This is a genomic window from Pseudomonas sp. EA_5y_Pfl2_R50, from assembly GCF_963970475.1.
In the GTDB taxonomy this organism is placed as follows: Bacteria; Pseudomonadota; Gammaproteobacteria; order Pseudomonadales; family Pseudomonadaceae; genus Aquipseudomonas.
On record NZ_CAXAPT010000011.1, the window covers coordinates 55,215 to 81,905 of the forward strand.

General features: G+C 58.8%; 19 protein-coding genes. 1 reads left to right on the forward strand and 18 read right to left on the reverse strand.

Annotated elements, in window-relative coordinates; translation table 11 throughout:
- The first annotated feature begins 35 nt into the window (after window positions 1-35).
- The gene (locus AACY19_RS19140; protein WP_339452903.1) at window positions 36-1,436 is read left to right on the forward strand and encodes an aminoacyl-tRNA deacylase and HDOD domain-containing protein; all 1,401 of its coding nucleotides are present in this window, start codon (window positions 36-38) and stop codon (window positions 1,434-1,436) included.
- 104 nt (window positions 1,437-1,540) lie between these two features.
- Here the strand turns inward: AACY19_RS19140 and AACY19_RS19145 are convergent, their stop codons facing one another.
- The 18 genes from AACY19_RS19145 to tssF all read right to left on the reverse strand — a co-directional run bounded on the left by AACY19_RS19145 (window position 1,541) and on the right by tssF (window position 26,637).
- Window positions 1,541-1,924, reverse strand: coding sequence for a helicase (locus tag AACY19_RS19145; protein WP_339452905.1), 384 nt, complete (start codon window positions 1,922-1,924; stop codon window positions 1,541-1,543).
- Window positions 1,925-2,253: 329 nt separating this feature from the next.
- Window positions 2,254-3,003, reverse strand: a complete 750-nt coding sequence (locus AACY19_RS19150; protein WP_339452907.1) for a lysozyme inhibitor LprI family protein — start codon at window positions 3,001-3,003, stop codon at window positions 2,254-2,256.
- A gap of 355 nt (window positions 3,004-3,358) precedes the next feature.
- Window positions 3,359-4,093, reverse strand: a complete 735-nt coding sequence (locus tag AACY19_RS19155; protein ID WP_339452909.1) for a hypothetical protein — start codon at window positions 4,091-4,093, stop codon at window positions 3,359-3,361.
- Entirely contained in the window at window positions 4,090-7,125 is a 3,036-nt protein-coding gene (locus AACY19_RS19160) for a hypothetical protein (RefSeq protein WP_339452911.1), read from the reverse strand. The genes AACY19_RS19155 and AACY19_RS19160 overlap by 4 nt, the downstream gene beginning before the upstream one ends.
- Entirely contained in the window at window positions 7,125-8,153 is a 1,029-nt protein-coding gene (locus AACY19_RS19165) for a sel1 repeat family protein (protein WP_339452913.1), read from the reverse strand. Before AACY19_RS19165 ends, AACY19_RS19160 begins: the two co-directional genes overlap by 1 nt.
- An 11-nt stretch (window positions 8,154-8,164) precedes the next feature.
- Window positions 8,165-10,201 (reverse strand): type VI secretion system Vgr family protein, encoded by a 2,037-nt coding sequence (locus AACY19_RS19170; protein ID WP_339452915.1) that lies wholly within the window; start codon window positions 10,199-10,201, stop codon window positions 8,165-8,167.
- A gap of 28 nt (window positions 10,202-10,229) precedes the next feature.
- Window positions 10,230-11,231 (reverse strand): serine/threonine-protein kinase, encoded by a 1,002-nt coding sequence (locus AACY19_RS19175; RefSeq protein ID WP_339452917.1) that lies wholly within the window; start codon window positions 11,229-11,231, stop codon window positions 10,230-10,232.
- Window positions 11,228-11,956 carry a PP2C family protein-serine/threonine phosphatase gene (locus AACY19_RS19180; RefSeq protein ID WP_339452919.1) on the reverse strand — a complete coding sequence of 243 codons (729 nt, stop codon included), beginning with the start codon at window positions 11,954-11,956 and terminating at the stop codon, window positions 11,228-11,230. Before AACY19_RS19180 ends, AACY19_RS19175 begins: the two co-directional genes overlap by 4 nt.
- Window positions 11,956-15,495, reverse strand: a complete 3,540-nt coding sequence (tssM, locus tag AACY19_RS19185; RefSeq protein ID WP_339452921.1) for a type VI secretion system membrane subunit TssM — start codon at window positions 15,493-15,495, stop codon at window positions 11,956-11,958. Before tssM ends, AACY19_RS19180 begins: the two co-directional genes overlap by 1 nt.
- 13 nt (window positions 15,496-15,508) lie before the next feature.
- Window positions 15,509-16,384, reverse strand: coding sequence for a type IVB secretion system protein IcmH/DotU (gene icmH / locus AACY19_RS19190; protein ID WP_339452923.1), 876 nt, complete (start codon window positions 16,382-16,384; stop codon window positions 15,509-15,511).
- Between the two features lie 5 nt (window positions 16,385-16,389).
- Entirely contained in the window at window positions 16,390-17,721 is a 1,332-nt protein-coding gene (tssK, locus tag AACY19_RS19195) for a type VI secretion system baseplate subunit TssK (RefSeq protein WP_064389585.1), read from the reverse strand.
- 2 nt (window positions 17,722-17,723) lie between these two features.
- Window positions 17,724-18,224, reverse strand: coding sequence for a type VI secretion system lipoprotein TssJ (gene tssJ / locus AACY19_RS19200; RefSeq protein ID WP_339452927.1), 501 nt, complete (start codon window positions 18,222-18,224; stop codon window positions 17,724-17,726).
- Window positions 18,225-18,229: 5 nt separating this feature from the next.
- On the reverse strand, window positions 18,230-19,426 hold the full coding sequence (gene tagH, locus AACY19_RS19205) for a type VI secretion system-associated FHA domain protein TagH (RefSeq protein WP_339452929.1): 1,197 nt from the start codon (window positions 19,424-19,426) through the stop codon (window positions 18,230-18,232).
- Between the two features lie 18 nt (window positions 19,427-19,444).
- On the reverse strand, window positions 19,445-19,585 hold the full coding sequence (locus AACY19_RS19210) for a hypothetical protein (RefSeq protein WP_003229566.1): 141 nt from the start codon (window positions 19,583-19,585) through the stop codon (window positions 19,445-19,447).
- Between the two features lie 93 nt (window positions 19,586-19,678).
- On the reverse strand, window positions 19,679-21,199 hold the full coding sequence (locus AACY19_RS19215; RefSeq protein WP_339452931.1) for a sigma-54 interaction domain-containing protein: 1,521 nt from the start codon (window positions 21,197-21,199) through the stop codon (window positions 19,679-19,681).
- A 10-nt stretch (window positions 21,200-21,209) separates the two neighbouring features.
- The gene (tssH, locus tag AACY19_RS19220) at window positions 21,210-23,867 is read right to left on the reverse strand and encodes a type VI secretion system ATPase TssH (RefSeq protein WP_339452933.1); all 2,658 of its coding nucleotides are present in this window, start codon (window positions 23,865-23,867) and stop codon (window positions 21,210-21,212) included.
- An 11-nt stretch (window positions 23,868-23,878) separates the two neighbouring features.
- Window positions 23,879-24,886, reverse strand: coding sequence for a type VI secretion system baseplate subunit TssG (gene tssG / locus AACY19_RS19225; protein WP_122594483.1), 1,008 nt, complete (start codon window positions 24,884-24,886; stop codon window positions 23,879-23,881).
- The gene (gene tssF, locus AACY19_RS19230; RefSeq protein ID WP_339452937.1) at window positions 24,850-26,637 is read right to left on the reverse strand and encodes a type VI secretion system baseplate subunit TssF; all 1,788 of its coding nucleotides are present in this window, start codon (window positions 26,635-26,637) and stop codon (window positions 24,850-24,852) included. The genes tssG and tssF overlap by 37 nt, the downstream gene beginning before the upstream one ends.
- Between the last annotated feature and the right edge of the window lie 54 nt (window positions 26,638-26,691).

Below are 26,691 nucleotides of genomic sequence, written 5' to 3' on the forward strand. Positions count from 1 at the left end.
TACTCCTGCCATTGTTTCAAAAACGGATACAGATCATGACCGAAGCCGCTCTCGCCCCCGAATCTCCGCACGCGCCGTCTGTCATCCGGCTGCTGCTGGACAAGCTCGGGATCGCCTACGAAGAAGTGCTCGACCACCACGGCCTCAATGCATCGCGCAAGGTGCAAGCCGTGTTGCTGGATGACGCTGTCGGTGCGCTGATGGTGCTGTTTGCGCAGAGCCAGTTGCTCGACCTCAATCGCCTCGCCGAACTGACGGGCCGGCGCCTCACCGCCGTGTCGACCGAGCGCCTGCAAAAGATGCTCGGCAAACACAACCTGAGCCTGCTGCCGGGCCTGCCGGCGTTGACCAGTTCGCCGTGCCTGTATGAAGACAGCCTGCTGCGCGAACCGAAGCTGCTGATCAACTCCGGCGAGCCGGGCCTGCTGCTGGAAATCGCCAGCGAAGACTTCAAGACCATGCTGACCAAGGCCAGCGCCGCCAACTTCGGCGAAGCCCTGAGCAGCATCCGCCCGAACCTCGACCGCCCGGACGATGACCGCGAGGAAATCACCCAGGCCGTGCAGGCGTTCACCGCTCGCCGGATTCAGCAGCGTCTGGAAGCGACCATCGAGATTCCACCGCTGGCCGAAACTGCGCAAAAAATCATCAAACTGCGCGTTGACCCCAACGCCACCATCGACGACATCACCGGCGTCGTTGAAACCGACCCGGCGCTGGCCGCACAAGTGGTGAGCTGGGCGGCGTCGCCGTACTACGCCTCGCCGGGCAAGATTCGTTCGGTGGAAGACGCGATCGTCCGCGTACTCGGCTTCGATCTGGTGATCAACCTCGCCCTGGGCCTGGCCCTCGGCAAGACCCTGAGCCTGCCCAAGGATCACCCGCAACACACCACGCCGTACTGGCAGCAGTCGATCTACACCGCCGCCGTCATCGAAGGCCTGACTCGCGCCATGCCGCGCGCCCAGCGTCCGGAAGCCGGCCTGACGTATCTGGCCGGCCTGCTGCACAACTTCGGTTACCTGCTGCTGGCCCACGTGTTCCCGCCGCACTTCTCGCTGATCTGCCGCCACCTGGAGGTCAACCCGCACCTGTGCCACAGCTACATCGAGCAACACCTGCTCGGTATCAGTCGCGAACAGATCGGCTCGTGGCTGATGCGCTACTGGGACATGCCCGATGAACTGGCCACCGCCCTGCGCTTCCAGCACGACCCAAGCTACGACGGCGCCTACGCCGAATACCCGAACCTCGTCTGCCTGGCCGTGCGCCTGCTGCGCAGCCGCGGCATCGGCTCCGGCCCCGACGAAGACATCCCTGACGCCCTGCTCGAACGCGTCGGCCTGACCCGCGACAAAGCCAACGACGTGGTCAGCAAAGTCCTTGAGGCTGAAGTCCTGCTACGCGAACTGGCCTCGCAGTTCAGCCAGGCCTGAAACAACGCAGGCCCGCTCCCCCAAGGATCACCAAAATCCCTGTGGGAGCGAGCCTGCTCGCGAAGAATCCAACCCGGCCTACCTGACCGCATCTGATCCCAGACTCAAGCCTTGGGCTTGGCCTTCCTCGGCTTCAAATACTTCATCAACCCCTGAAACCACATCACCAGCGCCGGATTGCCCTTGAGCTGGATCGACTTGTCCTGAATCCCCTGCATAAACGCCAACTGCTTGTTCTTCGCCTGCATCGTCGCAAAGCCATAACCGGCATCTTTAAACGCAATCGCAAACGCCGGCTCCGCCACCACGCCAGACTTGCTGGTGATGCGCTGATTCTTCACCACGAAATGCCGCGCCACTTTCCCGTCCAGCGTCTGCAGCTGAAACACCAGATCCTTGTCACCCAACTGTTGCTGGAACGCAGGATTTTTCCGGCTGGCCTTACCCATCAACAAACCCATCATCCACAGAAGAAAACGAAATTTCATGCGCACAGCCTCAAAAGGAAAATGAACGGCCGGGGCAGTGTAAGGGATTCGGACGATAACGCCACTATCTGCCGCTGTTGGAAGAGGATGCAGTCAAGTTCCCGCACGATGACCGCCAAGTCACGATGCAGCACTCGCCCACTGATCGTTCCCTCGCTCCGCGTGGGAATGCATACCGAGACGCTCCGCGTCTCACCACTCACCTTTCCTATGCCTGTTGAAACACTGCGCTTTGAGCGCCTAAAGGAAATAGCGCAAAAAAGAGAAAGAAAAGTTTGTTCATGCTCATCCAAGTCGGCGCTTTCGAGCGAATGCTCTGCTTGTCCGTTTCAACGTCTGCTCTTGTCCGGAGCCAAAGCCAATTGGCGAGCACGCTCTATCGTCGCGCGAATTAGGCAGGCATCGGACCACTCACCGAAAACTGATTTATGCGATTTCGGGTCGGCTTGGCACTCCGCATCTCGAAATTTCATCCAGGCTCTTTGAGTTTCTCTCAGTGCTTTCTGACCGCTTTCGTCCAGCCGACTCATACGATCCCGATATACAGAATTCAACAATGCATCCGCGTCAGAAACCATCAGATCAAGAACACCATTTTCCGAAGGAAACCACTCAACGTCCGCCAATGCCTGTTCGCTCTCATTGTTCCAATTGTAGAGGCCGTTTTCTTCGATCTTCAGTGTGGCGGATCGCTGATGGTGATTCGTCGGATCGCTCTCGCTGACCTCCGAGCGATAAACAATTTCCAAATAGATAGGGTCGGTTGTGCGCTGAGGATCATTCAATAGCGTTTGCCGAACAATGGCCCGTTGCTTTTTGCTCTCAGTGATCTCTATCGAAAAGCACGGATCCGGCCCAGGACGTTCTGCGGACGCCTTCCTCTCCAGGCATTGATTACGAACCGCCATGGAAGGGGTATCCGAACCGCCACCCACATCAACGACTCTGACAAGCAACCGGACTTCCGGATCCTTGGAAAAGTCGGCCTGAAGGATGGTGGCAATCATCGTGCCCTCAGCCATGACCACAGACGACAGTATTGAAAATAAAAAAATGAGGCTGAACCTGAAAAACTGCATTCCTTGGCGTCCGTAAAAAAATCAGTGATCCGTTCAATTCTGAACGGGCCTGCGACAGAAGATCGAGTCAGAACCGACAAACGGGTCAGATCTATTTAAGTTCTCAACCAAATTCAAAGCGGTCGAGCGTAACAAATAAATCCGTCCCGTTTTCCTAAAAAAATTCCCTCTCAGAAAAAGGAGATAGACCATGTTTTTTGGGTAATGACTAAAACCGTAGCCTGTCCCCATTTCCCCACCGCCATTATTAAGCCAGTGAGTTAAATAGAACAGACCCGTTTGCCTTCGCGATCTACACAAAAATCGCAGTACACACCAAACAGATCCGTCCTTCCTTTGAGGCCAGAAGAGTTGATCAGAACAACTTATTTAAAGCAGCCCAATCATACCTTACGAATGGACTGTCAAGCTTTCCAGAAGACACATCAAAATAGTTCGGACTAATTAAATCCCCAAGCGAGTAAACGGAAAATACGTAGTTATCACCAAAGGAGTGGCTGACTTTGTCTTTCTTTACAACGCTCTCGGGGCGCGAAAACCTTAGGTCATTCGGAGAATGATAGGTTCGGGATAACTTCACCCCACCAAGAGTTGAGTCTTCAACCTCGACCAATACCGGTGGCGTTGCCAGCAAAGGAGCTATAGCAACCTTGTTAGTTAAATTTTTCCACTGATCTGAAAACTCAGAAACTGTTTCTTCATATTCTTCAGCTAAAGGGCGATTCAAGCCACACACGGCTTTGTTTATTAGAACTCCATTCTGCTCGTTCCGAATATTTGTATAAACGCAATCTATGAGAAGCTCCGCGCCTTGCCTAATCAATGTAAAATAGGCCTCAAACGGAGCACGCGACGCCAAATTCTCATAATGGAGGGCCTTCCCCCCATTGAATTCAACCAACTCCCTAGTTGTTTCGCCCCGACTTCCGACAACGCCCTCTATAGTTTTACTACCACCTGACCAAGTAACGGTTAGAGATTGAGCGCCGACATCGGCTGAGTACACGTCATGCGGTTCGGCGACTGCGACATCTGCCAATACGAAAGATATAATAGCCAAACCTACGTGCAACTTAATCTTCATACTCATTTGGTCTCCGGCGCAATTGATGCGGCCTTTAGTATCGCTTCGAATTTCACGGCATAACTTGCGATCAGCGCTTTTTGGTCAGAACCGTTGATTACCTTGCGCGCACCTTCATAATCCTTGGTGGTATTATTAACGTAATCGCCAAGTTTTTTCCCAGTAAATATACCTTCCTTCATACCCCATATCATAATTGGCACAGAGTTTTCAAACCCAGCGGCCTCATCGGGATTGGAGACAAAATCGATTCCAAAATAATCTTTCGCCTTTTGATAGTTTTTCTTCCACGTCAAATGGACGAGACCACGACCCCGATATTTAAAACCGTCCCCTTGTACCGTATTACCGTTGCCGATCGCAGTTTGTCTGCGTGTTGCGGTATCCGCAAGCACAGGATCATATTTGTCAAAATAGGAAACTGGCCCATACTCCGGCGCAGCGCTAAAATACTCAGCAATCATAAATTGATAAGCCTCGTGACGCGCCGTCGCGAACATATATGACAATTCATAGACGGTATAAACCTCTTTGGTTTTGTCTAGATATTTATTAACATTCTCTGCAATCTTACGCAAGTTAGACTTCGACGCAGCAGACAGCGGAGGCGCGTCAGCCTGGAACGAAGCATGTTGCTCAGCATACATGGCTACAAAACGCTCCACGTCTATAAATTCGGACCGGCTCATAAAGTTGCTCAGCACTTCAATGGGATGAAAATGCCAAATCAAGTCCGTACTCATGGCGGCCTTGTCTTTTAGATCCTCCCAAAACACATACTTCGTAATTCGCTCTTTCTCGTGCTTCAAGGTTTTCGGAGTGTCTTTTAAAATCACATCAAGTCGACTCCATTTGGCAGCATCTGCTCGCTCTTTCCATTCCGTAGGATGACGCGCGATCAGCTTGGACCAGCTCGCTCTTGTCTCTGCATTTTTCAATGCAGCAGCAAGCTCTGCAGGATCAACTTCCTTATCGTCATTGGTATCCATCTTTAGGAACAGATCTTTGAAAAACTGCGGCATGCTATCCGGATCAAGAAATCCATCCGCCGTCGAGTTTGACTCCTCAACAACACTGAAGCCGAGTTTTTCCCAATCGTGCTGCGTGATTATTTCGGTTTCTTTTTTGTTTATTAGCCCGGCCAATGGCAAGCCGTCTTCGATGACAGAAACCTGATAAAAATCCTCAGCGCCTTCTTTGACTGCACGGGTTTTGCTTATATTAACGGCATGCGCTTTCTTGAGCGGAGTAAAATCTGTCGCTGGCGCATTTCTCTTTAGATTTGTTCCTGCTAACAAGTGAAGAAATTTTTTCCCGACTTTTAACCCCGCGCTATTCTTCAAAAAGTCCGCTACATGGGTTTCCGCTGTGAAGATCTCGACATGAACCTGATGCTTGCTTGAAACACTACCGTCCTCTCCTGACAAATTTTCCGTCAGCCCAAGATAGCCAATCGGATCGCCAGCCTTAATCCCTGTACCCGTGAGCTCGACGGAATCAAAACTTGTTGGAATGACATCCCAAGCGACAAATTCATTTCCCACGAATGCCCAAAAACTAGTTGTCACCTCACCCGCGCCGGCAAGGTCGCCATTGATTTTCGTGCATTTCGCCATTCGTCGGGTGGCCCCCGACACCGTCAGGTTCAATACATCTTTACTTTCAAACTCAACAACGCTTCCCGGATTAAGCTGCATTGTTCCTTTTCTGGGGCCTGCGGGCTGTCCATTCTGCGGTGAGGCCGGTTCCTGATACAGATCCAGCTTTTTGATAGCAGTACCTTTTACCTTCCCTTGCCAATATTTTGGTTTATTACGCTCGGGAATCGGGTCGGCACGCCATGTACGCTTTTGCTGCGAGTTCTTAAATGGCTCACTATTTTTCAGGTAAGCAAACCAGACCACACTGCCTGACAAGCGTACTTTTTGTGAGTTGTTCTTGACGCTTCCCGAAAGAATCTTACCCTTGGCATAGGTAATATCCCCTGCGGCTTTTTCCTCCAATACTTCAAGTTTGGTCCCGCTGGTCAACTTTCCTGGAGAGGGCCATCCGGATGCTTCGGGAAAACTATCGTAGGCCTTAAAGTCGTCAACCTGCATTGTCACCTTAGGCTTAGGAGTTTCCTCCTCCGACAGCGGATAACGCTTATAAGGTAGCAAATGCATATAAAGGCTGAAAAAAGTCAGCTTATTTTGCTTGCCCTTATTTGGCCCATCTTCAGGATTAGGCTCGGATTTATACTCATGGCGTACAAGACAAAAAGAATTGGAATACTTCAGTTTTTTTTCATTTTCACCAAAGATCGACTCCAAATAATCTTCGTTAAGACGATATGCCACCACCTCGCCATCGGCCATGCAGCGAATCGGTTCATTCAAAATGCATTGGGGAGCGCTGGCATTGCTGATGTGAATGCCACCGTGCCAGAACTTGTTGCTGCCCAGCAAGTAATGCCCGGCACTCTCGTTTTCGAGAGCCTTGTAAATCTCATCCGCATCAGAAAACTGCTTGCCGTCAGCTTTTCTGAATGGATATTGGAAGCTCATCAGCGGTGCTGGGCCTGCCGGTGCAGGGGTTGGCGCAGGAGTAGGTGCGGATGCTGGTTGTGCGCTTCTGAATTGGGACTTCGGGCGTAAAAACTTTTCAGGCATTGGCCAGTAACCACTACCCGCCCCATATTTGGCAGATTTCGGTCCGTTTGAAGACTGCGAACCGAAGAAATTCCCCCGATCTCGAACAGGCGACCCGGAAATGTCTTCGATGACCCCCGTGTGTCCATGAAAGTTTATCCACAGTGCAATATCGCCCGGCTGTACTTCCGCAAGCGGGACTACATCAAAATAAGTAGTGTCGGTATTTAACCCTGATGTCGTGAGGTAAGGGATCGTATATCCCGCATCCTTAAGCATTCGATAAAGAAGCCCGGAGCAGTCGATTTCCTTTTTGCCATCGTTATCATGGTCAGTCTCGCCCTTGTAAGGGCCGTACTCATAACCAGTGCGATATTGCTGCCTTTGCTCAAGTAGTCCTGTGCTCATCAAAAGCTTCCTGCTTCAAAACATTGAATAGAGTTATCGCTGACGGCGCCTCGGGCTACCAAGCGCTCAACCAAAGCGGTAGCCGTCTTAGGGTCGGTTTTCTGAATCTTCCGGTAACACGCCATTGCACGAGGCAAGTCAGCAGCTACGAGGGCTCCTGCTTCGTACACTTCGCCTAAACGAATCAGTGCTTTAGTCGAACCTAAGCGGGCGACACGCTCCAATGTCGCTATTGATTCTTTGGGGTTAATACAACCGTGATTTTCGTCATACTCACCTTCGTCGCAATAAAAATCCGCGAGAGTCAAGCCGGCATCCGGGACCTGTTCTGAAGCTTGAATCAACAACGCCAGGATTCTGGAATTCTCCAAGCGTGGCGCTTGTCCAGAAAGACTGATTCCCGCAGCAGCGAATGCTGCTTGCGCCGAACCCTTCCGGGCGCCATCTAAATAGCTATCCAATACCGCGGCGTACAAATAGATCCCTGATTCGGGAGACGCCTTGTTAACCAACCTGTCGAATATGGCGCCTTTTTTGAGTTCCAGCTCACCGGGCGTGAGTTTCTCAGACTGAGTGATCTCTTCCATCACCGCATCGATTGCCCAGTCCTCCACTCGACTCAGAGCCCAGCAATCACTGTGTTTGAAGACGAAAATCTTCAAAAAATGGCCCGCCTCATCACGGATGACCACCCTGTCAGGCACCTGGGTATCAATAGTGAGACCTGATTTGGCAGCATTTTCCGGAAGCAGCACCTTCAACTCATCGCCGGCTATCGCGCTCAAGCTCCGTTCGATGACCTTCGGTATTTTCCCTTCAGCTATCACGTGAATATGCTTCACAGGAGACGCAATAAACGCTTTCTGTGTCTCTAAGTCAGATGAAAAAATTTTGACGAAATCAGCAAAATTGCTGCTTGGGCATTGGGCGGTGCTGGACGGAGAGGCAAAGACACCCGAACTCATCCCCAAGGTCAGCAGTGCAATGGAAAACCACTTCATCTGCCTTACGTACTTGTTGGTTATCATCACGAAACTCATCACTCAGAAAATACAAAAAAAGCCTTCGGCTTAACCTTCTCAGGCGGCGCATTCAACAACGCCTGATCCATCAAACTCCCCGCCTTATCCTTATCCGCCGCCCCCGGCAGCACCGGCGGCTTAATCCCGATCCCGGTCCCCGACCCAGCCGAGCCACCCGCATTGATCTTGATCACCGGCCCAACCACCGTCACCCCACCGCCATCGAGCTTGATAAAGCTCCCACCCCCTAGAATGGTCAGCTCCGTCCCCGCTTCAATAACGATCTTGTCCCCAGCCTTGAGGTGTATCTCTTTCCCCACACTGGTCAGCTGCGCCGTGCCCAGCTTCACATGCTGGTTCTGCCCAACCGTCAGGTGATCATCCAGCTTCGCTTCAACCTTACGGTCGGAAATCGTGGTGCGGTGTTCTTCAGCCTTCAGCTCGGTATAAGTGTTCTTAACCACCGTGTCATGACGTTCATTCCCGACCCGAATCTTCTGGTCGTGCTCAACGTTTTCATCCCAATCGCGCTGCGCATGAATGTAGATCTGCTCTGCACCTTTCTTGTCTTCAATGCGCAGTTCGTTGTAACCGCCACCGCCCGGTGAGCTGAGCGTTTTGAACACGCTGCGCGTCTTGTTTGCCGGCAAGGCGTATGGCACCGGGTTTTCCTTGTGGTACAGGCAGCCGGTCACCAGCGGTTGGTCGGGGTCGCCTTCGAGGAAGGTGACGAGGACTTCCATGCCGATGCGCGGGATGCTGATGGCGCCGTAGCGGTCGCCGGCCCAGGAGCTGGAGACGCGCAGCCAGCAGCTGGTTTTGTCGTCGGCCTGGCCTTCGCGGTCCCAGTGGAACTGGACTTTGATGCGGCCGTACTGGTCGCAGTGGATTTCTTCGCCTTTGGGGCCGGTGACCATGGCGGTCTGGCTGCCGAGTACGCGCGGTTTCGGGTGTTCGAGGGCCGGGCGGTAGAACACGTCCCACGGGGTGGCGAGGAAGGTGTTGCGGTAGCCCTGGTGGAAATCGTCTTTGTTGTCGGTGGTGTCGCTGGTCACGCCTTCTTCGAGGACTTGCGGCTGTTTGCCTTCGTGGACGATTTCGGTGAGCAGCCACAGGTCGTTCCACTCGCTGCGCGGGTGGTCGGACATTTCCATGAAGTGGCCGCTGACCAGTTTGGTCTGATCGCCACGGCCTTCGGCCTGGCGGTAGTCGGCGCGGTGGCGTTCGAGGGCGCGCTGGCTGAGGAACTTACCGCGTGCTCGGTCGATGAAGCGGCCCGGGTAGTCGTAGTCTTCCAGATCCGGCTCGGTGCTCTCGCCATCCGGTTTGTACGCCGCTTCCATTTGCAGGCGCGGCTTTTCGAAGTCGTAGTCGCGGCGCGTGGTGCGGCTGGTGCGGGTTTCCAGGCGCAGCTTGAAGCCTTTGATCACCGGTTCTTCGGCGACCATGCCGCTGCCTTGCACGTACGCGGTTGGCTGGCCGAGTTTCTGGAACACGGTCTGGTCGTCGCCGAACACCAGCAGGTGGCCTTTGGGGTTGTGCTGGAAGTGGTAGTGAATCCCTTCCTCCTCGCATAGCCGCTGGACGAAGTGCAGGTCGGTTTCGTCGTATTGCACGCAGTAGTCGCGATCCGGGCATGGCTGGCTGAGCTGGAAGCTGTAGGCGTTGCCCTTGATCCCGTGTTCTTCGAGGATCAGCGCGATGATTTTCGGCGCCGACATCTGCTGGTAGATGCGCTGGTTGGTGCGGTGATGCAGGTATTGCAGTTGCGGCACCATCGACACTTTGTAGCGGGTCAGGCGCTTGCCGGCATCGCCTTGGGCGACGCGGTAGATCTGGCCGTGGATGCCCGAGCCTTGTGGATCGAATGCCAGAAACGCTTGCTTGTGCAGCAGTTGTTCGAGGTCCAGATCAGGGTTTTCGCTGACCAGTTCGAGGTCGAAACGAAACGGCTGGCTGATGCCTTCGGTGCCGGTGAACGACAGCACTTGCAGGTCGCCGACGTAGTCTTCGACCTTGAGGCTGAAGTGGGTTTCGTTAGCTGGGTTGAACATAAAGTGCTCCCTGTTCGAATGTCGTCCGTTACGCCCGAAGTCGCAATCGTTGCAGCCAGGACGAAGTGGCGCCCAAGGCGTCACGCAATTGTTGGGCAGTGATGGTGCGTTCTGCCGGGTTGAAGCTCAGCGCGGTTTGCAGCGCTGGCCAGCCGTGTTTCGGTAAGTTCGCCGGGGCTTGCAGCTCGCGCTCCAGGTGCTCGTCGCGGGCCTGGGTCGAGGGCAAGCGGCGGAACGGGTGTTTGCCGCTCGCCAGCTCAAAGATCACACAGGCCACGCCGTACACGTCCGCGCTGGCCGACAACGGTTGGCCCTCAAGCAGTTCGGGGGCGGCGTAGCCCGGGGTCCAGGCGTTGAAACGCTCGCGGCTCAGATGCGGCAGGCCGGGCAAGGTGCCCTCTTCTGCCTGGCCCAGGCCGAAGTCGAACAGGCGCAAGCCGTCTTCGCTGAGCATGACGTTGCTCGGTTTCATGTCTCCGTGCAGCACGCCGCGACGGTGGGCGTAGGCCAGCGTGTCGAGCAGCGGCAGCGCGATGTCGCGCGTTTCTTTCCACGGCAGACCGAGGGGCCGCTCGCAGAGCAATTTGTCCAGGGTCAGGCCACGCATGTATTCCATGGTGATGAAGGCCCGCTGGCAGTCGGTGTCGACTTCAAAGGTATGCACACGCACGACGTTGTCGTGGCGCAGGCGTCGGGTCAGGGCGAACTCGCTGTAGAGCAAGGCACTGGCATCCGGCGATTCGGCAAATTCTTCGCTGAGAATTTTCAGCGCAATGTAAGGATCGGGATCACCGAACTGTTCGTGCAGCAGATCCCGCGCCCGGTAAACGGCGCCCATGCCACCGGCCCCGAGCAGACGCTCGAGGTGGTAGCGACCGGCGAGTACATCCGGCAGTGCACCGATGCTGGCCTTGGTCGGCGCCAGCAACGGCTCTGCCTTGTTTTCCTTGGCGAAGGCGAAGTAGGTCAGGTTGTTGGCCTGTTCTTCGCTCATCAACAAGTCATCGACTGACGATTCGATTTCACTCATTGGCGGATCACCACGGCAGTCAGGTTGTCCCGGGCGGCGCCACGCAGGGCACCGTCGAACAAACGTTCCAGCGCCACGTGCGGCGCACTCAGGCTGAGGGCGTTGCCAAGGGCATCGCTGCTCAGGCCCTGATACAAACCATCGCTGCAGAGCAAAAACGCATCGCCCGGATAGACCTCGAGTTCCAGGACATCCAGGGTCAGTTGTTCAGCCGCACCGACGGCTCGGGTCAAGGCCTGAGCTGCCGGATGCGCTGCCGCTTGTTCGACGCTCATTTGCTGCTCGTCGATCAGTTGCTGTTGCAGCGAATGGTCCTTGGACAGCTGATACAGCCGCTGCCCTCGCCACATATAGCAACGGCTGTCGCCGGCCCAGATGCAGGCCGCGCGATTGCCTTCCACCAGCAGCGCGACGACGGTGCTGCCCATGATGCTGTCGTGGCGTCCGGCGGTGACGGTCAACTCCTGCCCCAAGCGCCGGTTCAGCCAGTGCAGGCACTGGCGGATGGCTTTGAGGCGTTCGTCGAAATCCTCGTGTTGCGGCAGTTCAGCCAGGCTGGCGACGATCAACTGGCTGGCGATGTCGCCCCCCTGATGACCGCCCATGCCGTCCGCGACCACCCACAGCCCGTGCTGTGGTGAGTCAAGGAAGGCATCTTCGTTGCGCGCCCGCACCTTGCCCGGGTCGGTACGCGCCGCGCTGCGCCAGGTACTGGCCACCAGCATCAGAGCTGCACCGGCATACGGAAGGTGCGCAGCACGCCCATGTCGAACGGGTTCGGCGTGCGCTGGCTGGTCAGCAGGTAGTTGGCGCGCAGGCCACCCACGTCAGCTTTGAGCACCAGCACGTCGCGACCGCTCAGGTACTCGGTCTGCATCAGGTCGAACAGACGGAACAGCGACCATGGGCCGGAGTTTTTCTCAATGCCGATCGGGCGACCGGCCATCTTGTCCATGACCAGACTGGTGCGGCCGTCTTCAGCATCGGTCGGCCACTTGAACGACATTGGCAGGATCGGACCGTGGCGATATTCCATGGTCTTGTCGCCGAACTTGAACTCGGAACGGCTCACCGCCGGGTCGAGGGTGTACGGCTCCAGTTTGAACTGCACGGTCGGCTCGGCCGGGTTGATCGAGAAGAAGCTCTGACGAATCGTCAGCGCCGCCGCCATCTGGTCGAGATACATCTTCGACACCGGCAGGCTGTGACCGTCGACGCTGCGCATGCGGTAGTTGCCCGGATCGCCGCTGACGAACGGACGCATGTAGCTGTCGAAGAAGCGGTCGACGGTGCCTTGAGCCCGGAAGAACTCGCGGAAATCGCTGATCGCCACGTCGCTGGTGCTGCTCGCGCTGAACGGATAGCGCTTGCTGATGGTTTTGCCATACACGCTGTACAGCTCGTTCTGATAACGGCCGTTCAGGTATTGGTAGGCATCGTTGAGCACCAGACGCCACGAGTCTTCGGCCAGCACGTTGAACCACACGCTGAGCGGACGCGGCAGACGGCCAGAGGCATTGCGCAGGTTGGTCAACGCATCACGCTGGCCACTCATGCGGGTTTTCGCCAGTTCGAACGCGGCCTGTTCCGGCGTGCTGGAACGAGCCAGGCCGGCGAGTTGCAGTTGCAGGTCGTTGAGCGCGCTCAGTGCCGGCGTCAGGTCTGCCGCCGGGCCGTTGTTGTCATCAAGCAACCGATGCAACGGCTCGAAGCGACGTTGCAGGGATTTTTTCGCAGTGTCCGGCAGGTTCTTTGCCAGGTTCAGGGCCGAAGCCTTGTCCGCTGCGGCAGAAGCCAGTTTGCCGACTTTACCCAGCTTGCCCTTCTGCCCGGCCAGTGCATCGGCGGCATCACCGGCCTCATCCACCGGATCGGCGGCAGCCGGGAAACGCGTGTTCTCGCGCACTTCGGTCAACAACGCCAGCACCGGCGAATTCGCCGAGGTCAGGCCCGCCAGTTGCTCGGCGCCTTCACCGGCGTCGCTGATCGGCGGCAAGGCCACCTGGCCGACGGCTTCGCTCCAGTAGTTGGCGTAATCGCGGAAGTACAGCTGCTCCAGTTCGACCATCAGGCGACGCAAGTCCATGTCGCTGATGCCCGCACCTTCACCCAGCACCCAGTTGTCACGCAGGATGTCGGTGACCAGCGCCGAACCCTGTACCGAGAAGTACTGCTGATAACCGTTTTGGGTGTAGAACCCCGGGATCACGTATTCGGTGCCGATGAACAGCGAACCTTGTGGGCCCAGGTGCTGGCTGAAGCGGTAGTCCGGCAGGTTGCGCGCCTGCTCGCGGAGCATGCGGTAAACCACAGTGGCCAGCGATTCGCTACGCAATACCTGACGGGCCTGAGTGACCAACTGATCGTTCAGCGGGTAGATGAAAGGCTGCTTCAGCAGACGTTCGAGGTGAGTGTTCAAGCCGTTCTGCACCGCAGTGTTGCCGGTGTAGCGCTGCGACCAGTCAGTGGCAACCCAATCCTTGAGCCACGCCGCATCACGACGGTCCTTCATGTTCAGCATCAGGTACGCGCGCAGGCTGTTGAGCAGCTTTTCGCGGTCCTTCATGTTGGCGCGGATCTGCCCTTCAAGCATGGTTGCAACCCGTGGCAGCAGCTGCTTTTCGAGCTCGCGCTCGTAAGCCTCTTTGACCACTGGATTGACGTCTTCGCCCTGATACAGACCGCCACGTTCGTGGTACGACACGTCACCCTTCTTCGGGAAGACCTGCGTCGCGGCGTAGCTGGTGTCGAGGGTTTTCAGCACGCCCATTGCATCATCACGCGGCGACAGTGCCGTGCGTTGCTGTGTCCAGTTCTGCGCCAGATTGCGCAGGTTTTCCAGTCGCTCGTAGTTGGCCGAGAATCCACCGGCCCACAGCATGCCGAACAGCACCAGTGCACCGAGTGCGCCGACATACAGCGCGCGCTGCCCCCAATGGATGCGGCTGCGTTCACGCTTGTCCAGACCGGCCAGATCAGCCTCAGGGAAAATCACCTGGCTGAGCAAGTGATGGATGAACCGCGAACGACCGCTGCGCAGGGTCGGCAGCACGCCGGCGTTCATGCCGAGGCTGGCGCCGATGCCGGCGGTGGTCGAATCCATTTCCTGGGTCAGGTGCGGCGCGCTGGTCAGGTAGAAACCACGCAGCTGCGTTGCCCGCTGATAGCGGTTGCCGGTGAACGCCATGTCGACGAACAGACACAGGCGCTCGCCGATCTGCCCCAGCTGATGCGGGAAGTCGAGGATGCGACCACGGCGCTGGGTGTCGCGCTCGGAGTGCATGCGCATGATCACCTGGCTGTTGAGGCGACGCAGCAGCTCTTCGAACTCGTTGCGCAGCACAGCCACATCGGTGCCGACCTGTTCCTTGCGGAAACTGGTGCCCAGTACCTGATCGCTTTCTTCGCGGGTCAGTTGATCGAAGAACTCGTCGAAACCGAGCAGCTTGTCAGCCTTGCTCAGCACCAGATACACCGGCACGTCGACGTGCAGCTTCTGATGCACATCTTGCAGACGACCACGGACCTGGCGCGCGAGGGTGTCGATGTCCTGCTCGCTGCCGCCGAGCAGGGTTTCCACCGGAATGGTCACCAGCACGCCGTTCAACGGACGCCCGCGACGACGCTTGCGCAGCAGTTCCAGCAGTGTCGTCCAGGCGCTGCCGTCGACTTCGGCGTCGGGTTGGGTCAGGTAACGCCCGGCGGTGTCGATCAGCACACCGTGGTCGGCGAAGTACCAGTCGCAGTGACGGGTGCCGAGAGTGTCGCGGGTCAGCTTGCGGTCGATCTTGTTGATCGGGAATTCCAGACCGGAAAAGTCCAGCAGGCTGGTCTTGCCCGAGGCCTGCGGACCAATCAGCAGATACCACGGCAAGTCGCTGCGCCAGCGCTCGCTGCGGCCGCGATACAGGCTCGAGGTCTTCAGGGTTTTCAGCGCGTCCTTGAAGCGCGCCTTCAACTCCTTCTGCTCCTCGTCGATCAGCTCTTCGCGGCGAATGCGATCCTGGCCGTCTTCGGTTTCTTCGACGGCTTTCTTGCGGATGCCCGCGCGCCAGCTGACGAAGACCATGGTCAGGCCCCAGATCAGGAACAGCACGGCGATGGTCAGCAGGCGCGCAGTCGCGCTCTCCCAGAATTTGTAGTCATCCACCGCCAACAATGGGCCGACGAACCACACCAGCAGCGCCACGAACAGCACCAGCAGCAAAGTCCAGACCCAGGTCTGGCGCAGGAAGGCGCCGACTTTCTTGAAAAACTTTTTCATCACACGTCCCTGTTTACGGCTGCGACTGCGGTTGCACCGCGGCCGGATCAAACGGCTGATAAGGTTGCAGAACGGTGTCGCGTTGCTCGCCCAAGACCCAGGCGAAACCCGAATACATCATCACCAGGCAGACGAACGTGAACAGCACCACCATCCACGCCGGCACGATGCGCACCAGGCTGCGGCGCTGATCGTTGAGGCCTTCCCAGTGCGGCGACAATTCACGCGGCACGTCACCACGCAACTGGCGGATCTGCCGGTACAAGGCGTCACGGATGCCTTCGAGTTCGAGCATGCCGCGCGCCTGTACGCGGTACTTGCCCTCGAAACCGAGGGACAGGCACAGGTACATCAACTCGAGCATCGGCAGGTGCTTGACCGGATTCTTCGACAGTCGATCAAGCAGCTGGAAGAACTTCTCGCCACCGAAGGTTTCGTTGTGGAAGCTGCTCAGCAGGCTCATCTGTGACCACTCGCTTTCGTTGCCCCACGGCGTGGTCACGACGGCTTCGTCGACCACGGTGCAGAGCACGTAACGCGCGGCCATCACCTGGCTGCTTTCGGCGCCATTGTGCAGGGCGCGTACTTCGAACAACTTAAGCCCGGCGGTGAGGCGCTCGTTGAGCGCGTACAAGTCTTCGCGGGTTTCACTGTGCTTGAGGCGCACCACTTCCGAGAGCAATTCGGATGAGGCGGCGACCAGCGAGTTGAGGCTGATATTGAACGCTTCCGCCGGGCGCAGGCGTGCGGCGTAGATCATGCGTTCTTCCAGTTGCTCGAAACGCGGTGGCGCGGCGAAATCAGTCAGCGGGCCCGATGCCGGTCCGTGGCCTTGACGATCGAGCAGGACGGTTTTGTCGTCCTGGCTGTAATCCGTTTCCGTGTTCATGTCGGTCAGTTCCTGATGGCCCAGAATTTCAGTTCAAGTTCGGCGAATTCGCCGGACACGTGGAACGCGAAACCGCCGGAGCGCTCGAGTTGTGCCAGGTCTTCGGAACTGAGTTCGAGGATGAAATAGGTTTTGTTCGAGTGGAACGCGATCTGCCGTGGGGCCACCGGCAACGGTTTGACCTTGATCCCCGGCAAGTGCAGGTTGACCAGTTGGCGGATGCGCTCCACCGGGCCGACCTTGAGGTGCGCCGGCAAGCGATGGCGCAGTTCTTCGGAGTCGCAGTTGGCACTGGCCGCCAGCACGAACGAAGCCGAGCCGAGCAGTTTGTGGTCGTGCAACGGCGAGACGATGATGCCGTACTGACGCGCTTGCAGGATCAGTTCGATGGCGTGCTGTTCGAGCACCATCGACAACACCTGACGAATCGCTTCCATCAGCTTGCGGAAGCTGCCGCCCTGATCGGCATGGGAGTAGCGGCTGTCCAGACGCGGGCGTTTGCTCTCACCGGAGAAGGTCGCCAGATCGCCAAGCATGGTCAGCAGCGTGCGGTACAGCTCTTCCGGGTGCACTTGCTCCAGACCGAGGTAATGACGCAACAGCAGTTCGGTGCGGTTGATCAGTTGCAACATCATGAAGTCGCCGACTTCCGCGCCGCCGACTTTGCCGTTGGAACGAATCCGCTCGGCAATGGTGTCACCCCGGTGGCTGAGCATGCTGATGACTTCTTTCAGGCACGACAGCAGGTAGCTGGACGCGTGGGCCTGAATGTAGGTCGGGACGAAATCCGGGTCGAGGCTGATCACGCCGTCGGGCGTGGTGTCGAGCACGTCGCAGATCTTCAGCTTCACGTAGGCCTGATCGCTCTGCTGCTCGCCGAGCAACAGTTTGAAGTCCGGTCGGCCGCAGCTGACCTGGCTGGCAGAATCGTCGCCGGCGTTGGAGTCGGCGACTTCGGCGTCATACGCGGTGTAGCGTGCGAGCACGTCGGATTGCTCCGGGCGGCGCGACTCGATGTGGTTACCGGTGACCAGCGGCAGCGCCAGGTAGATCGGCGTGTTGCCGGTGTTCGGCGGCACGTCCAGCGCCAGCGGCTCGGTGTTGCCTCCGAGTTCGAACAGGCTGCCGTCCGGCAGAATCCCCGAGGCTTCACTGATCACCAGTTTGCCCATGTTGAGGAACTGCAGGTCGATCTCCAGATTGAGAAAACCCCAGGTGTAGCCACCCAGCAATTGGGTGCGGGTTTTCATCTGGTGATCGTAATAGCGATCGTTGTGCTGGAAGTGCTGCGGCCGCAGCAACATGCCTTCCTGCCAAATGACTTTATGGGTATTCATGATCAGTCATCCGCCTTGGCAAGCACTTGATGGGTGTTACGGATGCCGCTCTGATCCAGAGTCAGATCGACTTCGGTGACCTCCAGCGGGGTGATCTGCACCGTGTGGCGCCATTGGGTTTCCGGCAAGTCGCGGTAAGCGGCGAGAACGCCCACATAAAGGCTGCCCTCCTCCACCTTGAGCTTCATCTCCACGGTTTCACCCGGGCGCAGTTCCAGTTCTTCGCTGGCCACCAGATCCGGGTTGAGGGATTCCTTGGCGCGCTCGTAGAGGCTGAAGAAATCAGCGTTTTCGAACGTCACCGGGTGCTTGAGTTCGAACAGGCGCACAACGATCGGCGACGGCCGACCGTTGAGGTCAGGGTTCAACTGATCGCTGCCGGTCAGTTTCAGGTTGATCTTGGTCACTTTCGAGTACGGCGACAGCGACGAGCAACCGGCGAGCAGCACCAGCACGGTGAGCGCAGTCAGCGTCTTGAAAAAAGCGGTCGAGCGGCGAGACATGCGCATCATCCTTGGTGGTCGGTGTGGAGGGTGGAGATCAGGCGGATCTGTTCTTCATAGGCCTGGGCGAAGTCGCGGGCCAACAGGCGCTCGCTCCAGTCATCGTCCTGACGCAGCGCCTGGTGATAACGACCGAACGCTCTCCAGCGCCCGCCCGACGTGGCGATCAGCGGCTTGTTGTCGCGTTCGAAACGCAGGGTCAGTTGCTCCGGCGAGAAGTGCTCCAGCGTGCCGCGCACGGCGGCGCGGCTGGCGGTCAGCAAGGCCACCTGATGCGCCTGCAGATCGCGGAACGCTCGAGAGATGGCTTGCTCGGCCGGCAGATGCCCCGGCTTGCTTGGCTGCAACAGGATCTCCAGCGCTTCGCTCGGATCGACGGCGAATTTCAGCGGATTCTTGTTGGTGCCTTGCACGGTGGTCTGGGCCAGACGCAATTCGTTTTTCAGCTCGGAACGGGTGCGCAGGCTCTGCTGTAAACCGCCGATGCTCTGGCGCAGCAAACGCGCAGCATTCAGCGCCAGGGCTTCGCGCTCGTCCTGGCCGAGGCCTTTGACGTCCACGCCCAGCGCGGCGCCGAAGTGTTCCCAGAAACCATCGCTTTGCCGCTCAACGGCTTTCGGCGCCGGAGCCGGCTCAGGTTCGACGGGCGCGGCAATCAGCTCCGGCACCATCAGGCTTTCCATGTCGATGCGCGCGTAGTCGGCGCGCTGACGGGAGTCTTCAGGCTTGGTGTTCGGCGCCAGCAGTTCGTCGATTTCCGAGTACACGCGCTCTTGCTGTTCGAGGGCATTGAGCGGGTCGAGGTCAAGGAACGCGTCGTCCGGGATGATGCTGCCGGCGGCACGCGGACGCCCGGCTTCACCGTCAAACGTCGCCGGGTCACGCACCAGGCGCGCGCGAATCTCGAAGTCGCCGAGGATGTAGGTGCTGCCATGCTCGATGCGCACCGGTTCGCCTTTGTGCAGACGTGCGCCGCTGCTGCCATCCTGGACCCCGTTGCTGCTGGTGTCGGTCAGGAAAAACGTGCCTTCGCGGAAGCTGACAATCGCGTGGTGATTGGACAGGTGACGCTTGCGGTCAGGGATGATCCAGTCACAGTCCTCGCCCCGCCCGATCACGCCACCGGCCTGTTTGAAGGTCCTCTGGCACAACTCGGTGGGCACGAACTGCTTGGTGTTCAGCATTTCGAAAACCAATTCCATGTTTGATGCTCCTTGCGGTCACTTGCCGCGATTGACCGCTTGCGGATCACCCAACGGGCGATAGTCGTTGTCGTTGAATTTGTAATTGCCGCTACAGCCGCCCAGGCCGCATAGAACGACGAGGGTCAGCAGGACAGCGTGCCAGTGACGAACAGACATCAGAGGGTCTCCAGGGGTGGACAAAGCACAAAGCGCCGACCCTTGCGGGCGGCGCTGAAATGGGGTTTTGCGGGAAAATCGATGATCTTTTGCCTACCCATCGAAATCTCCCAGATTGATGTTCAGACGGCCGAGGCGGTACAGCAGCGTGCGCCGTGGCAAGCCCAGTTCGCGGGCGGCGAGGGTCTGATTGCCGTCGTTCTTGCGCAGGCAATCGAGCAACAAGGTGCGCTCGACCTGCTCCAGTCGTTCGCGCAGATTGAGGTGGCTGTTGTCTTCCAGCATCGGCTCCATGCGCAGGGAAAAATGCTCGGAGAGTAACTCGCCGCCTTCGCACAACAGCACTGCACGCTCGACCAGTGCCTTGAGCTCCCGCACGTTGCCGGGGAAGCTGTAGCCGGAAAGGTGTTCCAGCGCCGCGTTCGACCAGCGCACCGGGTCGCGCTGCAAATAGGCACAGGTTTTCTCGGCAAAGTGCCGGGCCAGTTCGAGGATGTCGCCTTCGCGCTGGCGCAGGGCCGGTAGCTCTATCGGGAATTGCGCGAGGCGGTAGTACAAGTCCTCGCGGAACTTGCCTTCGCTGACCAGCGTCGACAGATCGCGGTGGGTCGCGGCGATGATGCGCACGTCGATCTTGTGGGTATCGTTGGAACCCAGCGGGCGGATCTCGCCTTCCTGCAACACCCGCAGAATCTTCGCCTGCAACGACAGCGGCATGTCGCCGATCTCATCAAGCAGCAGCGTGCCGCCATTGGCCGCGTCGAACAGCCCGGCGCGGTCGCGGTCGGCGCCGGTGAAGGCACCTTTGCGATAGCCGAACAGTTCGCTTTCCAGCAGATTTTCCGGGACCGCCGCGCAGTTCTGCACGATGAACGCCTGGGAGCGGCGCGGGCCGCAATCGTGAATTGCCCGGGCGACGACTTCCTTGCCGGTGCCGGTCTCACCGCGCAGCAACACGGTGTAGGGGCTGTGCAACACCTTGCTGATCAGCGAGTGGGTCTGGCGCATCGCCGCACTTTTGCCGATCAGACCATAGCCGCTGATGCTCGGCACAGTGCGAGCAACCGGGGCCGCTTGCGCCAGCGGCTGGCGCAGGCGTTGCAGCAAGTGCAACTGACCGAGCACGAACGAGCCGAGCTGGCCGAGGGAATCGGCGAAGCCTTGCAGATCGGCGCGGCGCCGGCTGGCACAGAGCAGCAGACCTTCGACGGCCTTGTGCTGATTGACCAGCGGCACGCACAGCAGCGACTGCCACGGCGTCGTCGCCACGGGCAGGAAGCTGGTTTCGTGCAGGCTCCCACTCAGGTCGTCGAGGCACACCACGCGGTTCTGGCACAGGGCGAATTGCAGCAGTTGCTCACCGTTGTAATCCGCCGGCAGGCTCGCCGCTTCGCGCGGTTGCAGGGCACCGTCGAGGCATTCGGCGTTCATTCCCAGGCAGGTGTGGGTGGCGTCGAGGAGATACAGCTGCGTCAGTTCGCAACCGCTCAGCTCCGCCAACCCGCGCACGAACTCACCCAGCAGCGCAGCACCGTCCGCCGCCCGCGACAGACTGGCGAACTGCGCCAGCAACGCTTCGGCATAGACCAGCGGCTGCGGCACCTGAGTGAACATCACACCCACCTCAGGCGAACTCGCAGGTCACGCTGGCTTCGCCGTCGAGCGTGGCATGCACACGCTTGAGGCTTTCGCCGGTGGCCATGGCGTCGAGCAAACGGTCAGCCACCAGCGGCAACACGTGCTGGTCGAGCAAGTGATCGATCAGACGCGCACCGCTTTCGCTCTGCGTGCAACGCTCGGACAGGTGATCGACGAGGTTCTGGCACCAGGTGAAATCCAGCTGGCGACGGTTGAGGCGTTCGCCGAGACGGCCAAGCTTGATCTCGATCAGCTCGCGCAGCACCGGACCACCGACCGGGTAGTACGGCACCACTTTCATCCGCGCCAGCAGCGCCGGTTTGAAGTGCTTGCTGAGTACCGGGCGAATGGTTTCTTCGAGCAACTCGGCGGTCGGGCGTGCACCGTTTTCGCAGAGGTCGCTGATCTTGTCGCTGCCCAGGTTCGAGGTCATCAGGATCAATGTGTTGCGGAAGTCGATCTCGCGACCTTCGCCATCGTTGGCCACGCCTTTGTCGAAGATTTGGTAGAACAGGTTGAGCACGTCCGGATCGGCCTTCTCGACTTCATCGAGCAACACCACCGAATACGGCTTCTGCCGCACCGCTTCAGTGAGCATGCCGCCCTCGCCGTAACCGACGTAGCCCGGAGGCGCGCCGATCAGGCGGGAAACGGTGTGCTTCTCCTGGAATTCGGACATGTTGATGGTGGTGATGAAGCGCTCGCCGCCGTACAGCAAGTCAGCCAGAGCCAGTGCAGTTTCGGTTTTACCCACGCCGCTCGGACCGACCAGCAGGAACACGCCAACCGGGGCATCAGGCTTGTTCAGGCCAGCTGCGGTGGCGCGCATCGAGCGATCCAGTGCATGCACGGCTTGTTCCTGACCACGGATGCGCGTGCGCAGGTCGGTGGCGAAACTGGCGACTTTGGCGTTGTGTTCACGGGCCAGTTGCGCCAGCGGTACACCGGTCCAGGCGCTGATCACTTCGGCGACCAGACGCGGGCACACTTCAAAGCTGACCAGGCGCTCTTTGACCTGAGCCGCGGTCAGAGCGCTGTGGGTTTCGTTGAGTTGGGCTTCCAGCGCTTCGACGCTTTGGCCGTCTTCGACGTCGGCGACAACGCTTTCGATCACGGTGCCTTCGGCGTCTTCCTCAACAGTTACCACGGGCTCGACCGCCGCAGCTTCGCGGGCCTTGGCCAGTTGCTGACGCAGTTCCAGCAGGCGCTCGGCCAGTTGCTTCTGCTCAGTCCACAGGGTTTCCAGCGCAACCATTTCGCTTTCGGCTTCGTCCAGACGCGCTTCCAGTGCCTCCAGCGCTTCGTGGTCGATCAGCAGACCGGCCTCGGCATCGCGGCGCAGCGCCTGACGCTGACGGCCACCTTCAGCCAGTTCGCCACGCAGACGCTCAAGGCTTTCCGGGGCAGCAGCGAGGCTGATGCGTACACGGGCGCACGCCGTGTCGAGGACGTCGACAGCTTTGTCCGGCAGTTGCCGACCGGCCAGATAACGCGCGGACAACTCCGCTGCCGAGACCACCGCGTCATCACGCAGGTAGATGCCGTGACTCTTCTCGTAAACCTGAGCCAGGCCACGGAGGATGGTCACCGCTTCGCTGACGGTCGGTTCGTGCAATTGCACCGGCTGGAAACGACGGGCCAGCGCCGGGTCCTTCTCGAAGTATTTCTTGTACTCGGCCCAGGTGGTCGCGGCGATGGTGCGCAGTTCGCCACGGGCCAGTGCCGGTTTCAGCAGGTTGGCCGCATCGGAACCGCCAGCATTGCCACCCGCGCCGATCAGGGTGTGGGCTTCGTCGATGAACAGGATGATCGGTTTTGGCGAGGCTTTGACTTCGTCGATCACGCCCTTGAGGCGACGTTCGAATTCACCCTTGACGCTGGCGCCAGCCTGCAACAGCCCCATGTCCAGCGACAGCAGTTCAACGCCTTTGAGCACCTGCGGCACTTCACCGGCAGCGATGCGCGAGGCCAGGCCTTCGACGATGGCGGTCTTACCGACACCGGCCTCACCCACCACAATCGGGTTGTTCTTGCGGCGGCGGGCGAGGATGTCGACCATCTGGCGAATCGCGCCGTCACGGCACAGCACCGGGTCGAGTTTGCCGTCGCGGGCCTGCTGGGTCAGGTTGTGAGTGAAACGCTGCAACAGCGATTCGCCCTGGGCCGCCGGTTTGCCGTTGGCCGCCGGTTGCTCCTGTTGCGACAGGGCAAATTCTTTCAGGCGATCAATGTTCAGTTTGGCGAGCAGCGGCTGATAACGGCTGCCGGCGTAGCGCATCGGATTGCGCAGCAGGGCGAGGATCAGCGCGGCGTCCTCGACCTGGGTCTGGCCCAGTTCGAGGTTGGCCACCAGCAGCGCGTCTTGCAGCCACTGCACCAGTTCGGGGGCGAACACGGGGTTGCGCGAAGCGCTGTGCTCGACGCGCGATTGCAGCGCGGCGCTCAGTTCACCGGCGTCGACGTCAGCATCTTGCAACGCACGCGAGAGCAAGCCGTTCGGACGCTCGAGAAGCCCGAGCAGCAAGTCTTCGACGAGGATCTTGCTGCCGCCACGGGCCACACAACGCTCGGCCGAACGTTCCAGATCACGACGGGTTTCGGCGTCCAGCGCCTGGATGAGTTGTTGCAGGTCTACGTTGATCATGGCTCACGTCCTTAATGAATTTTGCTGCCCAGGGTCACCACGCCGTCCGCTTTTTCGCGGCCCAGCCAACTGGTCCAGCCGAGGCGACAGGCGTTCTGCTCACCGATGCGCAGTTCGCGGATTTCTTCCTGGCGCAGGACCAGGCGAATGTCGTAGTCGAGCGGGTCACGCAAGGTGAACCGCACCAGCGCGCAGAGCGGCTGGTAACCGAAGCCGATCGGCAGGAATTCATGGAATCGCTGCCAGTCGAGTTCGGTGATGTGGATGCGGAATTTGCCGCTGCGGTCGCGCACGTGTTCGCCGAGCACGAGGTCTTCACCGAGCAGGCTGTTGGCGCGTCCCAAACGATTGCGCTGCTCTTCGAGAATTTCTACGCGGCGCTCGATGCACTGCTCGATGACCAGGTCTTCGTGCTTGAAGTAGTAACGCAGCACGGCTTCGATCAGCGCCGCCGAGTGCGCCCGCAAGCTGAGCAGACCGAGGTACGGCAGCAGGCGTTTCCAGTTGAGCTCCTTGGCCTTGCGGATCTCGTCGCCACCCAGGCCGATCAGCGCAAACAGCTGCGACGAGAACGGGTCAATCGCGCCGCTCTGGAAACTTGCGCGATAGCGGTACTTGCGCCAGATCGGCAGCATCAGCCGTTGCAGGCGATGGTGGAACAGGTCGAGGAAATTGCGCGTCGGATTGCCGTCTTCGCTGTCGCCCAAGGCTTGTTCGCCATAGAACGCCGGCAGCGGCGAACCGGAACCGACCAGGCCGATCAGGTTGAAACGCATGCGCGCGCGCATCTGCCCGTGCTCTTCGAAAAACTCCACGCGATCAACGTCGCTGCGCGGAAAACCGAGGCTCGGATTGGCCTGAAACTCGACCTGATCGTACAGGTCGTCTTCGCTCAGATGCGGGTGTGCTTCGCGCAGCCGGTCGATCACCAGCAGCACGGCCTGAAACAGCGAGTACTCGCGTATTACCTTGGTCAGCCCGCTTAAAGCAGGGGCTGCAGGCCCATACGTGGTGTCCATTGGTACACCTCTCCCTGTGTGCTTTTTACCCGCAGCTCGTGGAATGAATTGAGACTGGCGTAAAGCGCGAAAAACTCGTTAAGAACCGAAGCGAAGACGAACAGGTCGCCTTCGCCGATATACCCTTCCGGGTCGATGGTCAGCTCGGTGCGCAAACCGCGCACCGGCAAACCACGGTGCAAGCGGTCCACGTGGTGATGCTTGATGTGCTTGAGGCCACCGAGCAGGCGTTTGCTGACCTTCTCCGCGTGCTGGTCGTAGTAGCGCGGCAGGTCGTAGGTTTCGAGAATCACCTTCAACGCATTGACGTCGGCCAGCGACAGATAGTTAAGCGACATGTTGCTGATCAGCTTCCACAGGAAGTCACGGTTCAGCGGCGGCGCGAAGCTGGAAGTCGCCGGGGTGATGTTGCGGAAACTCAAGAACTCCGGGGTCTCTTCGCAGGCCATGCAGATCTCGCCAAGCTTGAGCTTGCGCGGCAAATTCTGGTTGGTGCACATCAGCTCGATCGACAGGGTTTCGTGGGCTTCGGTGTGGCGGATGCCGAAGCTCAGGTAAGTGTCGAGGCCGTCGTGCAGCAAGGAAGAACGCTGGCGGATGCTGTAATGCGGACGGCTATTGGGTACGTCGAAACTCGGGTCGTGCTCGAAGGATTCGAACGGCACGTACTCTTGATAACCAAGACCGCCGGGTTTCCAGCCAGTCACGGTTTCCACCGAGAACACGCCGCAGTTTTCCAGATCGTATTCCGCTGGCAGCAGCAGGTATTCATCCTGCTTGCCGTCGAGGCGAATCGGCAGCGCGTCGTGGGCGAACAGGTTGGCAATTGGCGTGCAGAACAGCTTCACGTTATCCAGGGTTGGCCGCATGCGCATGATGCCGCTCTTGCGAATATCGAAGCGCAATTCGAGGCCACGCATCTGCTTGAGAGTGTCTTCCGGCAGCGCGTTGATGATGTCCAGACCGTTGACGTCGACGAACAGGAATTTGTCCTGGAAGGCGAAGTATTCCTGCAGGTAGCGATAGCCACGGAAGGTGTTCAGCGGATACGGGATCAACGCCTCTTCTTCGGCAAAGCCCACCGGTTTGACCCGGTCACCGGGAATCTTGAAGGCCATTGGCTTGCCGCTGACGCCATCGATGGGCTTGCCAGCGCCGTCGAGCGGGATCAGCTCGATACCTTCAAGGTTGCGCAGCAAGCTCAGATAAAGCATCTGGCTGATGTAGCGCTCACCGGCAAAGTGCAGACGCAGTTTGCTCAGCTCCAGCTCCCCGAGGTGGCCGTCGGCGCTCATTTCCAGACGCAGGCTGAGCAGCGAGCCGTCGCCCTTCACCGAGTAATTCAGCGCGGCCAGATCCAGCGGCAGCACGTCAGTCGGGTAGCAAGTACGGAAGCGGCAACGCACGTCTTCGATCGGTTTGCTTTCAATCGGCGTATCGCGCTCGACGCGCAACGCCGGCCCGGATCGTTTGAGCGGGTCGAACTGCAAAATGCTGAACGCCGGCAGCGGGCGCATGTAGTTCGGCCACAGCAGTTGCATCAGCGAATGGCTGAGCTCCGGCAACTCGTCATCGAGCTTCTGGCGCAGACGCCCGGTCAGAAACGCAAAGCCTTCGAGCAACCGCTCCACGTCCGGATCCCGCCCTGCCTGGCCCAGATACGGCGCCAACGCCGGACTACGCTCGGCGAAACGGCGACCGAGTTGGCGCAGTGCGGTGAGTTCGCTTTGGTAGTAGTGGTTAAAGGACACGGGTTACCTGCCTGGTAGTGGAACTCATCTAAAACAAAATCCTGTCGATGGGAG

Bases quoted from the DNA above. Each gene is read 5' to 3' on its own strand.
- AACY19_RS19140 (WP_339452903.1), top strand. From the start codon at position 36: ATGACCGAAGCCGCTCTCGCCCCCGAATCTCCGCACGCGCCGTCTGTC.
- AACY19_RS19145 (WP_339452905.1), bottom strand. From the start codon at position 1,924: ATGAAATTTCGTTTTCTTCTGTGGATGATGGGTTTGTTGATGGGTAAG.
- AACY19_RS19150 (WP_339452907.1), bottom strand. From the start codon at position 3,003: ATGCAGTTTTTCAGGTTCAGCCTCATTTTTTTATTTTCAATACTGTCG.
- AACY19_RS19155 (WP_339452909.1), bottom strand. From the start codon at position 4,093: ATGAGTATGAAGATTAAGTTGCACGTAGGTTTGGCTATTATATCTTTC.
- AACY19_RS19160 (WP_339452911.1), bottom strand. From the start codon at position 7,125: ATGAGCACAGGACTACTTGAGCAAAGGCAGCAATATCGCACTGGTTAT.
- AACY19_RS19165 (WP_339452913.1), bottom strand. From the start codon at position 8,153: ATGATAACCAACAAGTACGTAAGGCAGATGAAGTGGTTTTCCATTGCA.
- AACY19_RS19170 (WP_339452915.1), bottom strand. From the start codon at position 10,201: ATGTTCAACCCAGCTAACGAAACCCACTTCAGCCTCAAGGTCGAAGAC.
- AACY19_RS19175 (WP_339452917.1), bottom strand. From the start codon at position 11,231: ATGAGTGAAATCGAATCGTCAGTCGATGACTTGTTGATGAGCGAAGAA.
- AACY19_RS19180 (WP_339452919.1), bottom strand. From the start codon at position 11,956: ATGCTGGTGGCCAGTACCTGGCGCAGCGCGGCGCGTACCGACCCGGGC.
- tssM (WP_339452921.1), bottom strand. From the start codon at position 15,495: ATGAAAAAGTTTTTCAAGAAAGTCGGCGCCTTCCTGCGCCAGACCTGG.
- icmH (WP_339452923.1), bottom strand. From the start codon at position 16,384: ATGAACACGGAAACGGATTACAGCCAGGACGACAAAACCGTCCTGCTC.
- tssK (WP_064389585.1), bottom strand. From the start codon at position 17,721: ATGAATACCCATAAAGTCATTTGGCAGGAAGGCATGTTGCTGCGGCCG.
- tssJ (WP_339452927.1), bottom strand. From the start codon at position 18,224: ATGTCTCGCCGCTCGACCGCTTTTTTCAAGACGCTGACTGCGCTCACC.
- tagH (WP_339452929.1), bottom strand. From the start codon at position 19,426: ATGGAATTGGTTTTCGAAATGCTGAACACCAAGCAGTTCGTGCCCACC.
- AACY19_RS19210 (WP_003229566.1), bottom strand. From the start codon at position 19,585: ATGTCTGTTCGTCACTGGCACGCTGTCCTGCTGACCCTCGTCGTTCTA.
- AACY19_RS19215 (WP_339452931.1), bottom strand. From the start codon at position 21,199: ATGTTCACTCAGGTGCCGCAGCCGCTGGTCTATGCCGAAGCGTTGCTG.
- tssH (WP_339452933.1), bottom strand. From the start codon at position 23,867: ATGATCAACGTAGACCTGCAACAACTCATCCAGGCGCTGGACGCCGAA.
- tssG (WP_122594483.1), bottom strand. From the start codon at position 24,886: ATGGACACCACGTATGGGCCTGCAGCCCCTGCTTTAAGCGGGCTGACC.